Here is a 12,922-nt window from a genome sequence, read left to right as displayed (position 1 = left end):
GGCTGCCGTGGGGCGTCTGGGGTCCGCCGCCGTACGACCCGGGGTGCCCGTTCGGCGCCGGCGGGTACGACGGAACCGACGGCGGGTAGGGCTGCTGGGCCGGGCGACCGTAGGTTTCGTCGGGTCGAGGTCCACGCCACGGTCCCGGGTTGCCGCCCCCCGGTGGTCCGTAGTTCGTCATGCCGCCCTCCTGCGCAGTGATGAGAGGCCGGCCACGAACATGCGACGCCGACCCCGACGCCACCGTAGCGTGGTCCACTGATGAGCTCACCTTCGCCGAGCGGCACAGCCCTCGCCAGCCGTGTCGCCGGCAGCACGCCGGCACTGATCTGGACCGCGTTGATCGTGGTCTACGTGCTGTGGGGTTCCACCTATCTGGCCATCCGGATAGCCGTGGAGACGCTACCCCCGCTGTTGTCGGCCGTCCTGCGGTTCGCCGTGGCCGGTCTGCTGCTGGCGGTGGTGCTGCGGCTGCGCCGAGGGCCGGGCGCGCTCCGGGTCGACAGGTGGCAGCTCGGCTCGGCCGCGCTTGTCGGTGTGCTCCTGCTCGCCGGCGGCAACGGCCTCGTGGTGCTCGCCGAATCCGGACCGCCCGGCACGGCGGTTCCGTCCGGGATCGCCGCGCTGCTGGTGGCCACGGTGCCGTTGCTGGTGGTGCTGCTGCGCTCGATCACCGGGGACCGTCCGCCGGTCTGGACCCTCGTCGGGGTCACGGTGGGCTTCGCCGGACTGGTCCTGCTGGTGCTGCCGGCCGGCGACTCCGCCGCGGTCCCGCTGCTCGGGGCGTTGACAGTCGTGGCGGCGTCCACCTGCTGGTCGATCGGCTCGTTCCTGTCCGGACGGATCCGGATGCCCGTCGACCCCTTCGTGGCCACCGTGTACGAGATGATGGCCGGAGCGCTGGCGCTGGCCGTCGTCGCCGCCGGTCGGGGCGAGTTGGGCGACTTCCACCCGGCGGCGGTCAGCACCCGATCCTGGCTCGCGCTGGCCTACCTCATGGTGGCGGGCTCGCTGGTGGCCTTCACCGCGTACATCTGGCTGCTGCACAACGCGCCCATCTCGCTGGTGTCGACGTACGCCTACGTCAACCCGGTGGTGGCGGTGGCCCTCGGCGCGCTGCTGGTGGCCGAGCCGATCACCCCGCAGGTCCTGCTCGGCGGCGCCGTCATCGTCGCCGGCGTGGCTGTGGTGGTGACCACCGAACGGCCTCGCCGGGTGCGCCCGGGCTCGCGTTCGGGGGCCGCGCCGACGGGGGACGGTCGCTAATCTGCGCCCCATGTCGGCGGCTGCGCTGGTCGGGGTGACCGTGCTCGGCGGGTCCATCGGTGTGGTCGTACCCCCGTTGGCCCGGCGCTTCGCGACCATGCCGGCCCGGCTGGGCCGTGGCGTCTGGGTGAGCCCGGCGGTGGCGGCGGTGGTGTTCGTCGGGCTCGCCGTCGCGCGGGCCGACGACCCGGCGCTGCCGGTCCTCCTCGCGGTGGCGGCGGTGGGGCTGGTGCTGGCCCGGGTCGACCTGGCCTGCCTGCGCCTACCCGACCCACTGGTGCTCGCCGCCGCGCTACTGGGCCTCCTCGGCCTCGGTGGCGTGGCGCTGCTCGGCGACGTTCCGGCCCGGTTCCTCGGCGCGCTGGCGGGCGCGCTGGTCGCCGGCGCCGCACACGTGCTGCTGGCCCTGCTTCCCGGCTCCCGGCTCGGCTTCGGGGACGTGAAACTCGCCGCCGTCCTCGGCCTGCCGCTCGGCTGGCTCGGCCGCGACGTGCTGCTCACCGGGCTGCTCCTACCGCACCTGCTGTTCGGCACGCTGGCCCTCGGCCTGCTCGCCACCCGGCAGATCCGCCGCGACACCCCGCTGCCGCTGGGACCAGCCCTCCTCACCGGAGCCTGGCTAGCCGCCCTCCTCCCCTGAATCCCCCCCCGTGCCCCCCTGCTTCGCGCCGATCTTGCACTTGCTGCGGCGACAAAAGGTGCGAAAACCTACAGATCGTCATCTCAAAGTGCAAGATCGCGAGAAAAGGGGCGGGGCTCGGCGCGGGTGGGGGGAGGTTAGATCAGGCGGAGTTGGCGGTCCTTGGGGCGGCGGGGTTCGGCCTCGCCGAAGCGTTCGAACAGGCCGGGGTCGATCGCGCTCAGGTACGGCGAGGGCGCGCAGTCGCGCTCCGCGCCGTGGCGGACGCGGCGGGCCGCGTGGCTGACGTAGAGCCGGTCCTGGGCCCGGGTCAGGCCGACGAAGAAGAGCCGGCGCTCCTCCGCGACGGCGTCCTCGTCGGGCGTCGAGCCCGGCCAGCGCAACGGCAGCAACCCGTCCTCGACGCCGACCAGGAAGACCACCGGAAACTCCAGGCCCTTCGCCGCGTGCAGGGTGAGTAGCGTGACCGCCTCGGCGCGCGGGTCCAGGGCGTCCACCTCCGCGCCGGTGGCCAACTGGGACAGGAAGGTCTCCAGATCGTCGCCGCACCGCCGGGCCAGCGGGGTCAGCAGGTCCACCGCCGAGCGGACGTCCTCCGGTCGAACCGCGCTGCTGGCTCCGTCCAGGGTGGGCACCGCGAACCGCTCCGCGACGACCTGGCCGGCCAACCGCACCCGGGCGGCCAGCGGGCCGGACAGGCCGTCGGCGTGCCGCAGTTCGCGGGCGATGGCGGCGACGCCGGGGCGGTCCCGCAACCTGTCGTGGGAACGCTTCTGCACCGGGATGTTCGCCCGGGTCAGGGCGTCGACGATCGGGGCGGCCTGCGAGTCGGTGCGGTACAGCACGGCGATGTCGGAGAACGACAGCGTGGTCGAACGCCCGTCGATGCGGCCCGAGTCCAGCGAGCGGTGCGACAACCCACCGACCAGATCGTCGACGGTACGCACCACGAAGTCGGCCTCCTCGGCGACGGACGCCGCCGGGTACCGCCCGACCAGGGGTGCCTCCGGGTCGAGCCGGGCCGGGTCCAGTCGCCGGCCCCGGACCAGCGAGGACGGCGCGATGGCCTGCACGGCGGCGGCCAGGATCGGCGCGGACGAGCGGTAGTTGCGGTTGAGCCGGACCAGCCGGGCGTCGGTGAAGTCCTCGGAGAAGCGCAGGAAGTAGCCGACGTCCGCGCCGCGGAACGAGTAGATCGCCTGGTCCGGGTCGCCGATCGCGCACAGGTTGCCGTCGGCGGGGCTGAGTAGCCGCAGCAGCTCGTACTGCACCGCGTCGACGTCCTGGTACTCGTCGACGAAGATCCACCGCCAGCGGTCCCGGTACCGCTCGACCAGCTTCGGGTCGGCCCGCAGCAGCTCCACCGGCAGGCTCACCAACTCGTCCAGGTCGACGAGGTCCTGCTTGCGCAGCAGCGCGGTGTAGGCGGCGGCGTCGTCGCCGGCCTCCGTCCGGGCGGCGGCCCGCTCGGCGTCGTCGGCGATCCGGAAACCGGCCGGCAGGCCCGCCGCCTCGGCGTTGTCCCGCAGGATGGTCAGCCCCAGCGCGTGGAACGTGCCCACTGTCACGTCCTCGGCGACCGGACCGAGCAGGCCGTCGAGGCGGTGCCGCAACTCCTCGGCGGCCCGGCGGGTGAACGTGATCGCGAGGCACTGCTCGGGGAAGACGTTCAGCTCCGCGCAGAGGTACGCGATCCGGTGGGTGAGGGTCCTGGTCTTGCCGGTGCCGGGACCGGCCACGATGAGCAGTGGGCCGCCGGGCGCGGACGCGGCCACCCGCTGCATCGCGTCCAACCGGTCCAGCAGTCCGGTGCCGACCTCTTCCATCCCGGCGAGCATCGGCTCGAACGGCTCGTGTGGTGACGGCGGCGGCGCTATCGGCGGTGCGGGCGGCGGGGCCGGCTTGCGTTTCGGCTCGGCCCTGGCCGCCGTCGGGCGCTTGGCCGTCGCGCGGGGAGCCGGCTCCGCGGGCGGTCGTTGCGCCGGCACGGGTACGTCGAACAGCGTCTCCTGCGCGCCCAGCTCCGCCGGATCGAACAGCGTGATCACCCCGTACTCGCCGTCGTAGCCGGGCACCCGGCGTACGTCACCGCGGCGCAGCCGCCCGATGCCCTCCGCGAGCAGCTCGCCACCGGCCTGCGCGATGTCGCTCAACGGCGTCGTGGTCAGGATCTCCAACTCGGGGCCGAGCGTGGCCAGCAGCTCGTTGAACCGTCCCTCGACCTTCTTGGACTTGACGCCGACCTTGTTGATCTCGCCAAGGATCTCGGCGAGCGGCACCAGATGGGTGACGTCCCGGGCGTGCGCCGGCCGGTGCCCCTCCGGGCGGTCGGCCAGCTCCTCGACCCGGCTCAGCACACCCACGGTGAGCGGCTTGCCACACTCGGGGCACCGCCCGCCAGCCGCGCGGGTGCGCTCCGGGGACCAGTTGACCCCGCACAACCGGTGCCCGTCGGCGTGGTACTTGCCCTCCTCGGGGAAGAACTCGATGGTCCCGGCCAGGCCGTTCCCGGTCCGCAGCGCCTCCCGGACGGCGAAGTAGTCCCGTTCGGCGGTCAACACCGTCGCCTCCCGGCCGAGGGCCGGTGGCGAGTGCGCGTCCGAGTTGGACACCAACTGGTAGCGGTCGAGGCTGCCGACCCGCCAGTTCATCGCCGGGTCGGAGGAGAGCCCGGTCTCCACGGCGAAGATGTGCTCGGCCAGGTCGGCGTAGCAGTCAGCGATCGCGTCGAAGCCGGACTTCGAGCCCAGCGCCGAGAACCAGGGCGTCCAGATGTGCGCCGGCACCAGGTAACCGTCCGGGCTGGCCTCCAGGGTGATCTCCAGCAGGTCGCGGGAGTCCAGTCCGAGGATCGGCCGGCCGTCCGAGCCGAGGTTGCCGATCCGGCCGAGCGCGGTGTTGAACCGGGCCACCGCGTCCAGATCAGGCAGGTAGATCAGGTGGTGCACCTTGCGGGTCCGGTCGTCCCTCTTGTAGATGGTGGAGATCTCGACGCTCAGCATGAACCGGACCGGGTCGGCCTCCGCGACGCTGGCCAGGCGGGGCGGCAGCCGGCGGGCGACATCCCGTTCCGCGTCGGGGTCCAGTCGGTACAGCCCCGGCTCGGCCGGGTGCAGCGTCTCACGCAGGTGGTCGTACCAGGCGGGGTGGGTGAAGTCGCCGGTGCCGAGCAGACCGATGCCCTTACGTCGCGCCCACCACGCGAGGTTCGGTGTGGTGAGGTCACGGCTGCACGCGCGCGAGTATTTCGAGTGGATGTGCAGGTCCGCGACGAATGGCGGGAGGCCACCGGGGGGTACGGCGCTGAACGGGGGCACGCCGCATCCTGTCACGCCCGCCACGCCGGCCGCCTGCCGCCACGCGCGGACGTGACGTCCGCTATGCCGAGCGCAGTTCGACCAGACTGATCTGTGGCTCGGCGCCGACCCGGACCGGAGGACCCCAGAAACCGGCGCCGTTGGTGACGTAGACCTTGGTGCCGTCGACCTCGCCGAGCCCGCTGACCACCGGCTGCTCCAGTTTGACGGCCAGGTTGAACGGCACCATCTGCCCACCGTGGGTGTGCCCGGACAGTTGCAGGTCGACGCCGTAACGGGCCGCCTCCTTCGCCGCCACCGGTTGGTGCGCGAGCAGGACCACCGGACGGCTCGGGTCGCGGTCACCGAGGGCGGCGGCGAAGTCCGGACCCGCGGCGAGGCCAATGCCCTCCGCGGTCAGGTCGTTCACGCCGGCCAGGTCGAGCACACCACCCCGGGCCTGGATCTCCTGTCGCTGGTTCTGCAACACCCGCAGGCCGAGCCGGTCGACCTCCTGGACCCACTCCTCGACGCCGGAGTAGTACTCGTGGTTGCCGGTGACGAAGAAGTTGCCGTAGCGGGAGCGCAGGTCGCGCAGGGGTTCGGCGGCCGCGCCGAGCTCGGCCACCGAGCCGTCGACCAGGTCGCCGACGACAGCGACCAGGTCGGCGTCGAGCCGGTTGATGGCGGCGACGATCCGCTCGGTGTGTGCCCGGCCGCGCAGCGGGCCGAGGTGGATGTCGGAGACGGTGGCGATGCGCAGACCGTCCATGCTCCGGGGCAGCTTGGCGAGCGGGATACGCACCCGGTCGAGCTGGGGCGGGCCGAGGGCGGTGCGGATGCCGTACCCCACAACGCCAGTGGCGGTGAGACCGGCGAAGATGGCCGCCCCACGGGCCAGCAGCAGCCGGCGGGCCGGGTCGTGATCGGGTGCCGCGACGGCGCCGGTGGCCGGCGGCTCGGTCGGCCCGGCGGCGCCCACCAGCACCGGCTCGGGCGCGGCGGTGGTCGGCTCCGCGGCGACCACCCGGCGGCGCAGCGCCAACCGGGCGACGAGCATCGGGACTTCCAGGACGATCAGCACGACCAGCAGGTAGAACATCAGCGCGAGCCACAGGTAGCCCGGCCAGGCGAGCCAGTAGAGGCCGGCCTGCGTGCCGGCCATGGTGATCGGCACGAGCAGCGCCAGCACCACAGCGGCGATACCGCCGACGCGCCGCCACCGGCCCGGCGTGGTGGTGTCCCGGACGAGCCGCTTCCACAAATAGAGATGGATGAGACCGGCGACCAGCGCCAGGACAGCCACGAACCCCAGAACCGCCAACATCTGCGCGCCTCCCTCAGCCGCCCGCGAACGGGGGCAGGACATCGATCGTGGCCCCGGCCGGCAGGGGTGCCCGACGATCATGACAGGCGACGCCATCTACCAGGAAACTCGCCACCCGCAGCACCACGGCGAGCCGGTCGCCGTGGCGTCGGGTCAGCTCGGTCGTGAGGTCGTCGAGGGACGGCGCCGCCGGCAGGATCTCCTCGGAACGCCCGGCGGCGGCGCGGGCGCCGGCGAAGTAGCGGACGGTGAGCGAGGTCGGCTGCACGCCTCAACCCCCGATCGCGGACATCGGGCGGGTCGGTTGGAGGAAGGTGGGATCGTCGATGCCGTGCCCGGCGCGCTTGCCCCACATCGCCACCCGCCAGCGTCGGGCCAACTCGTCGTCGTCGGCCCCGGCGCGCAGGGCGGCGCGCAGGTCCGACTCCTCGGTCGCGAAGAGGCAGGCGCGGACCTGGCCGTCGGCGGTCAGTCGGGTGCGGTCGCAGTCGCCGCAGAAGGGGCGGGTGACGCTGGCGATCACACCGACCCGGGCGGGTCCGCCATCGACGAGCCAGGTCTCGGCCGGCGCCGCGCCGCGTTCCACCGGGTCGGGGCTGAGGTCGAAGCCGGTACGCAGGGACGCCAGGATCTCCGCCGCGGTGACCATCGTGTCCCGGGTCCAGCCGTGCTGGGCGTCCAACGGCATCTGCTCGATGATCCGTAGCTGGTAGCCGTGGTCGAGGGCGAAGCGGAGCAGCGCGGGGGCCTCGTCCTCGTTGACGCCGCGCATCAGCACCGAGTTGATTTTGACGGGCTCCAGCCCGGCGGCTGCCGCCCCGGCGAGCCCGGCCAGCACCGCGTCCAGGCGGGGGCGGCGGGTGAGCCTGGTGAACCGGCCGGCGTCGAGGGTGTCGAGCGAGACGTTCACCCGATCGAGGCCGGCCGTGCGCAGCGCCGGGGCCAGCCGGTCCAGCCCGATGCCGTTGGTGGTCAGCGAGACCCGGGGGCGGGGCTCCAGGGCGGCGACGGCGGTCACGATGTCGACGAGCCCGGGTCGGATCAGCGGCTCACCGCCGGTGAACCGCACCTCGGTCACGCCGAGCCGTTCGACGGCCACCCGGACCAGCCGGACGATCTCCGCGTCGGTCAGCAGCTCGGGGCCGGCCAGCCAGGGCAACCCCTCGGCCGGCATGCAGTAGGTGCAGCGCAGGTTGCACTTGTCGGTGAGGGACACGCGCAGGTCCCGAGCGACGCGGCCGTACCGGTCGACGAGGACGCCGTCGGCTCCCGGGGCGACGCTCACCTGTCGACCGTAGCGCGCTCGGCCCGGCCCAGGACGGCCCGGGCGGTCCGGACGACCGCCTCCCGGTAACCGCTGCCGAAGATCGCGGTGTGCACGAGCAGCAGGTGCAACTGATGCAGGGGAACCCGGTCGCGCCAACCGTCCGACAGCGGCCAACTCTCGTGGTAGGCGGCCAGCACCCGATCCAGGTACGGAAGACCGCCGAAGAGGGCGAGCTGGGCGAGATCCGTCTCCCGGTGCCCGCCGTGCGCCGCCGGGTCGACGAGCCAGGCCCGCTCGTCGGCCCCCCACAGCACGTTGCCGGGCCACAGATCGCCGTGGACGCGCGCGGGCGGCTCGTCGCCGCCGAGCCCGTCGGCCTTGTCGACGACCCGCTCGACCAGCGTCACGTCGGCGACCGTCAGCGCACCATTGTCGACCGATCGGCGCAGGTAGGGGAGGAGACGCCGCTCGGCGAACCACGCCGACCAGGGGCCGTCGGTGGGGGTGTTGTCCTGGGGGAGCGACCCGATGAAGCCGGGCCAGGTCGCGCCGAAGGTGGTCGCGCCCGCCCGGTGCAGCCCTGCCAGCTCCCGGCCGAAGCGGTCCGCGGCCTCCGGCGTCGGCTCGCCGGGCTCCACCCAGTCGAGCGCCAACAGGTCGGGCAACGCCACGATCACCTCGGGTACGGCCACCGAGCCGGCGGCACGCAGCCAGCGCAGCCCGGCGGCCTCGGCCTCGAAGAAGCCCTCCGGCACCGCCCGGTCGGACCGTTCGGGCCACGACTTGGCGAAGACGGAGTGGCCGTCGTCGAGGGTGAGCCGGGCGGCGGCGCAGATGTCGCCACCGGCGACAGGCGTCTCCCGGAGCCGCTGGTGGGTCCGGAAGGTCGGCAGGTGTGCCGGGTGTGCGCGCAGGTACGCCAGGTCCATCAGCGCACGGTAACCGCTTCCTGCGACAGCGCGGTGCCGCCCGCTGACATCGCGCCTCTTTCGACCCTCGTAGTCTCGCCTGACCAGGAAGAACACTCTGCGTAGCTGTGGATAAGTCGCGTGTCGTCCACAGGGGCGGCGGAGCGGGTCCGTCCGGCCGCAGGCTCCCGACATGACCTCGACCGAACGCCCCCGGCTCGCCGTCCGCTCTCCCGCCGACCTGATCGCCGCCGTGCCGTACCTGCTCGGGTTCCACCCGGCGGACAGCGTGGTGGCCGTGGCGCTGCTCCGCCGGCAGATCGTCTTCGCCGCCCGGATGGACCTGCCCGACACGTCGACCGACCCGGCCGCGCTGGCCCGGCACCTCGCCGGTGTGATCGCCCGGCAGGGTGCCGAGACCGCCACGGTGGTCGGCTACGGGCCGCCCGAGCGCGTGACCCCCGCCGTCGACGCGGTGCGCGCGGCGGTGCGCGCGAACGGGATGCACGTGCTCGACGCGCTGCGGGTCACCGACGGGCGGTGGTGATCCTACCTCTGCACCGAGCCCGACTGCTGCCCGCCGGAGGGCCGGCGGTACGACCTGACCGCCAACCCGGTCGCCGCCTCGGCGGTGTTCGCCGGTCAGGTGGCACTGCCTGACCGGGCCGCCCTGGTCGCCCAGGTGGCGCCGTTGGACGGCCCGACCCGGGACGCGGCCCGCGCGGCCACCACCCGAGCCGAGCAGCGGATGGCCGAGCTGATCGACCAGGCGCCCGCCAGTGACCTCCTGGGTGGTCGGGCGCTGCGCGCCGCCGGGGTGGCGGCGGTCCGCGACGCCCAGCACCGGCAGCGGCGTGGCGAGCGGCTCGACGACGACGAGGTGGCCTGGCTGTGTCTGCTGATGACCCACCTGCCGATCCGTGACCACGCGTGGGAACGCACCGACGGTCGGGAGCGGGACATCGCGCTCTGGACCGACGTGCTGCGCAGAGCCGAGCCGAAGCTGGCCGCCGCGCCCGGCGCGCTGTTGGCGTTCGCGGCCTGGCGGGCGGGGCAGGGGGCGCTGGCGGCGGTCGCGCTCGAACGCACGCTGAGCCTGCACCCCGACTACTCGCTCGCGGTGCTGCTGGACGACCTGCTCCGGCGCGGCGTACCCCCGTCCGAGCTGGACGGGTGGCCGTCGGTCGGCATGCCGGGGGTGATCCGCCCCCGCAGGCGGAGCCGACGTGGCCGCCGCTGACGCGGCCGCCTCGGCTTCCTGAAAAGCGGGGTTTCCCGGACGCGGGGATAGCCCGATTTCAAGGAACGCGAGGTTCCCGTCGGCGCGGTCTCCGTCGAAGGATGTACGCGTCTCTCCTGTCCACGGCCGACGCCACCGGTGCACGGCCGACCGAGAATGATCTCGTGTTCGCTTTCCGCGTCGGTACGACATGACCCCCGCACTGCTGCTGCCGCTGGCCGGGTTGGCACTGGTCGACAGCACCAGCATCGGCACCCTCTTCATTCCGGTCTGGCTGCTGCTCGCCCCCGGGCCGGTCAACGCGCGGCGGATCCTCGGCTACCTCGCGACGATCGCGACGTTCTACTTCGCTGTGGGTCTGCTGCTGGCCTTCGGCGGAAGCAGGTTGGCGGAGGCGCTGGGCGGCGCCCTGGACAACCGCGCCGTCCTCTGGGCGCAACTCGTCCTCGGGGTGGCCATGCTGGCTCTCAGCTTCCGGTACGACGGCAAGCGCCGACCCCGTACCGGTGGGGTGCTGCGCTGGCGGGACCGCGCCACCGCAGGGGACTCGTCGGCCCGCTGGCTGGTAGGGCTGGCGCTGCTCGCCGCGCTCGCCGAGGTGGCGACCATGCTCCCGTATTTGGCCGCGGTGGGTCTGCTGGCCACCTCGGAGGTGGGAGCGGCGGGCGTGGTGCTGATGCTCGCCGGGTACTGCCTGGTGATGGTGCTACCGGCGGTGCTGCTGCTGGGCGCCAGGGTGGCCCGCCCCAGCCTGGTCGAGCCGGTGCTGGCCCGCCTGAACGCCTGGATCGTGACGAAGGCGGGCGGCGCGCTGGGCTGGATCCTCGGCATCGCCGGCTTCCTGATCGCCCGGGACGCCGCCGTCCGGCTCGAGCTGTTCAGCCTGCTCGACCGCTGAGCGCCCGCCGGTGGCACGAGCATCCATCCAGCCGGACGGCCGTGCCTGCGCCCGTGCTGGCCGTGCCCGTGCCGGCCGTGCCCGTGCCGGCCGTGCCCGTGCCGGCCGTGCCCGTGCCGGCCGTGCCCGTGTCAGGCAGCCGGCTGCGCCAGCGTGATGCGGTGCGCGTTGGCGTAGACGTTCATGGTCTGTCCGCGCAGGAAGCCGACAAGCGTCATCCCCGCCTCGTCGGCCAACTCGACCGCGAGGGTGCTCGGGGCGGACACCGCCGCCAGCAGCGGCAACCCGGCCATCCACGCCTTCTGGGTCAGCTCGAAGCTGGCCCGGCCGGAGACCATCAGCACGTGCCCGGCGAGCGGCAGGCGGCGTTCCCGCACCGCCCAGCCGATCACCTTGTCCACCGCGTTGTGCCGGCCCACGTCCTCGCGGAGCACCACCAGGTCGCCGTCGGAGGTGAACAGCCCGGCGGCGTGCAGCCCACCGGTCCGATCGAAGCCGCGCTGGGCGGCGCGCAACCGGTCGGGCAGTTCGGCGAGCACCGCGGCGGGGACGCTGAGCTGGTCCGCCGCGACCGCGAACAGCGACCGGGTGCGTACCGCGTCGATGCTGGCCTTGCCGCAGACCCCGCAGGAACTGGTCGTGTAGAAGTTCCGGGACGGGTCGGTGGTCGGCTCCGGCACGCCGGGGGCGAGCACCACGTCCACCACGTTGTAGGTGTTCGGGGTCTCCGCACCGGCGCAGAGCTGCGCGGTCAGCACGTCGTCGGCCGACCGGATCAACCCCTCCGTCAGCAGGAAGCCGATGGCCAGGTCCAGGTCGTCGCCGGGCGTACGCATGGTGACGGCGAGTGGCCGGCGTCGGCCCGGCCCGGCCGCGCCGACCCGGATCTCCAGCGGCTCCTCGACAGCGAGCGTGTCCGGACGGCGGACGGATCCGCGTCCGGTGCTCGCCGCGTCCAGGTCGATCCGGAGTACGGCCCGCCGATCAGTTGCCCGTCCCATCCCGCCATCCTCCACCCAACCCCCACCCGAACCCCCAACCCCCACCCGAACCCCCAACCCCCACCGCGCACACCCCACCCCTGCGTGTTGATCATGAAGTTGTTCGTGCGTGTCGTCGGCGTGTCGAGCGATAACTTCATGATCATCGGGGTGGGAGGTCGGGCCGGGTCGGCACGTACACGGCTACGGTGGCCCGGTGGGTACGTACGCCGCAGTGGTGCTCGCCGGCGGGGCCGCCCGGAGGATGGGCGGGGTGGACAAGCCGGCGCGCCCCGTCGGCGGCTGGCCGATGCGCGACCGGGTGCTGTCCGCCGTCGACGACGCGACGCCCCGGGTGCTGGTCGGGCCTCCCGACGGCGTCCCGCCGGGTGTGCTCACCGTCCGGGAACAGCCGCCCGGCGGCGGGCCGGTCGCCGCCACGGCCGCCGGTCTGGCGCTGCTCGGCCCGGAAACCGACGTGGTCGCCTTGCTCGCCGCCGACCTGCCGCTGCTCACCCGCTCCGCGATCGGTGACCTGCTGAACCATCTCGCCGCCGCGCACGGCGACGCCGACGGGGCGTGCTTCGTCGACGGGGACGGGCGGCGGCAGTCGCTCTGCGGTGTCTGGCGGGTCGCCGCGCTGCGGGCCGCGCTTGATCGGCTGGCCGACGAGCGGGGCGGCCTGACCGGTGCCCCGGTCCGGGGACTGCTGACCGACCTCGTCGTACGCGAGGTGCGGTGGTCCGGCGACGGCCCGCCACCGTGGTTCGACTGCGACACTGACGAGGACGTACGCCGGGCGGAGGAGTGGGCGCGATGACGGTGCTTGACGACTGGGTGACGGCGGTCTGCGCCGAGTTGGAGCTGGACCGGTCCGGGGTGCCCGTGCCCGCGGTGCTGGACCTGGCCCGGGACGTCGCCCACCAGGTGGTGCGCCCGGGCGCGCCGGTCACCGCGTACCTGCTTGGGCTGGCGGTCGGTAGGGGTGCGGACCCGGCGGAAGCCGCGGCCCGACTCAGCGCGCTGGCGGGCACCTGGCCGATCGGGCTGGATGCCGAAACCGCGGACCCGACGGCGCCCTGACCGCCGTTGTCCGATCC

11 protein-coding genes and 1 pseudogene are annotated in these 12,922 nt (G+C 73.6%); 6 read left to right on the top strand and 6 right to left on the bottom strand.

The features are described from left to right. The first annotated feature begins 261 nt into the window (after window positions 1-261). Both O7634_RS08900 and O7634_RS08895 read left to right on the top strand, forming a co-directional pair. Window positions 262-1,266 carry an EamA family transporter gene (locus O7634_RS08900; RefSeq protein WP_278149659.1) on the top strand — a complete coding sequence of 335 codons (1,005 nt, stop codon included), beginning with the start codon at window positions 262-264 and terminating at the stop codon, window positions 1,264-1,266. 10 nt (window positions 1,267-1,276) lie between these two features. Further along, complete coding sequence (locus O7634_RS08895) at window positions 1,277-1,906, top strand: prepilin peptidase (RefSeq protein WP_278149658.1); 630 nt, start codon at window positions 1,277-1,279, stop codon at window positions 1,904-1,906. 137 nt (window positions 1,907-2,043) lie between these two features. Here the strand turns inward: O7634_RS08895 and O7634_RS08890 are convergent, their stop codons facing one another. The 5 genes from O7634_RS08890 to O7634_RS08870 all read right to left on the bottom strand — a co-directional run bounded on the left by O7634_RS08890 (window position 2,044) and on the right by O7634_RS08870 (window position 8,725). Continuing rightward, complete coding sequence (locus tag O7634_RS08890; protein WP_278149657.1) at window positions 2,044-5,223, bottom strand: UvrD-helicase domain-containing protein; 3,180 nt, start codon at window positions 5,221-5,223, stop codon at window positions 2,044-2,046. 61 nt (window positions 5,224-5,284) lie between these two features. Further along, a complete protein-coding gene (locus tag O7634_RS08885; RefSeq protein ID WP_278149656.1) occupies window positions 5,285-6,529 on the bottom strand; it encodes a metallophosphoesterase in 1,245 nt (414 codons plus the stop codon). Window positions 6,530-6,542: 13 nt separating this feature from the next. Continuing rightward, a complete protein-coding gene (locus O7634_RS08880; RefSeq protein WP_278149655.1) occupies window positions 6,543-6,797 on the bottom strand; it encodes a MoaD/ThiS family protein in 255 nt (84 codons plus the stop codon). Window positions 6,798-6,800: 3 nt separating this feature from the next. Beyond that, window positions 6,801-7,814 (bottom strand): GTP 3',8-cyclase MoaA, encoded by a 1,014-nt coding sequence (gene moaA, locus O7634_RS08875; RefSeq protein WP_278149654.1) that lies wholly within the window; start codon window positions 7,812-7,814, stop codon window positions 6,801-6,803. Next, the gene (locus O7634_RS08870; protein ID WP_278149653.1) at window positions 7,811-8,725 is read right to left on the bottom strand and encodes a fructosamine kinase family protein; all 915 of its coding nucleotides are present in this window, start codon (window positions 8,723-8,725) and stop codon (window positions 7,811-7,813) included. Before O7634_RS08870 ends, moaA begins: the two co-directional genes overlap by 4 nt. Window positions 8,726-8,897: 172 nt before the next feature. Here O7634_RS08870 and O7634_RS08865 point away from each other — a divergent pair. Further along, window positions 8,898-9,944 (top strand): annotated as a pseudogene (locus O7634_RS08865) (DUF4192 domain-containing protein). A gap of 190 nt (window positions 9,945-10,134) precedes the next feature. Then, window positions 10,135-10,842: a GAP family protein gene (locus O7634_RS08860; RefSeq protein WP_278149652.1), complete on the top strand. Its 708-nt coding sequence runs from the start codon at window positions 10,135-10,137 to the stop codon at window positions 10,840-10,842. A gap of 131 nt (window positions 10,843-10,973) precedes the next feature. Here O7634_RS08860 and fdhD read toward each other — a convergent pair whose 3' ends face one another. Then, a complete protein-coding gene (gene fdhD / locus O7634_RS08855; protein ID WP_278149651.1) occupies window positions 10,974-11,843 on the bottom strand; it encodes a formate dehydrogenase accessory sulfurtransferase FdhD in 870 nt (289 codons plus the stop codon). A 214-nt stretch (window positions 11,844-12,057) separates the two neighbouring features. Here fdhD and O7634_RS08850 point away from each other — a divergent pair, with 214 nt between their 5' ends. Both O7634_RS08850 and O7634_RS08845 read left to right on the top strand, forming a co-directional pair. Further along, entirely contained in the window at window positions 12,058-12,642 is a 585-nt protein-coding gene (locus O7634_RS08850) for an NTP transferase domain-containing protein (RefSeq protein ID WP_278153916.1), read from the top strand. Further along, the gene (locus O7634_RS08845) at window positions 12,639-12,905 is read left to right on the top strand and encodes a DUF6457 domain-containing protein (RefSeq protein WP_278149650.1); all 267 of its coding nucleotides are present in this window, start codon (window positions 12,639-12,641) and stop codon (window positions 12,903-12,905) included. The genes O7634_RS08850 and O7634_RS08845 overlap by 4 nt, the downstream gene beginning before the upstream one ends. Window positions 12,906-12,922: the final 17 nt, after the last annotated feature.

Source organism: Micromonospora sp. WMMD1120 (assembly GCF_029626235.1).
Taxonomy (GTDB): Bacteria; Actinomycetota; Actinomycetes; order Mycobacteriales; family Micromonosporaceae; genus Micromonospora.
Note: the sequence above shows the minus strand (reverse complement) of the source record. Positions and strands in the feature narration are given on the sequence as shown.

Coding starts and splice junctions, on each gene's coding strand:
- O7634_RS08870 (WP_278149653.1), bottom strand. CDS start 8,725: ATGGACCTGGCGTACCTGCGCGCACACCCGGCACACCTGCCGACCTTC.
- O7634_RS08860 (WP_278149652.1), top strand. CDS start 10,135: ATGACCCCCGCACTGCTGCTGCCGCTGGCCGGGTTGGCACTGGTCGAC.
- O7634_RS08845 (WP_278149650.1), top strand. CDS start 12,639: ATGACGGTGCTTGACGACTGGGTGACGGCGGTCTGCGCCGAGTTGGAG.
- O7634_RS08895 (WP_278149658.1), top strand. CDS start 1,277: ATGTCGGCGGCTGCGCTGGTCGGGGTGACCGTGCTCGGCGGGTCCATC.
- O7634_RS08900 (WP_278149659.1), top strand. CDS start 262: ATGAGCTCACCTTCGCCGAGCGGCACAGCCCTCGCCAGCCGTGTCGCC.
- fdhD (WP_278149651.1), bottom strand. CDS start 11,843: ATGGGACGGGCAACTGATCGGCGGGCCGTACTCCGGATCGACCTGGAC.
- O7634_RS08885 (WP_278149656.1), bottom strand. CDS start 6,529: ATGTTGGCGGTTCTGGGGTTCGTGGCTGTCCTGGCGCTGGTCGCCGGT.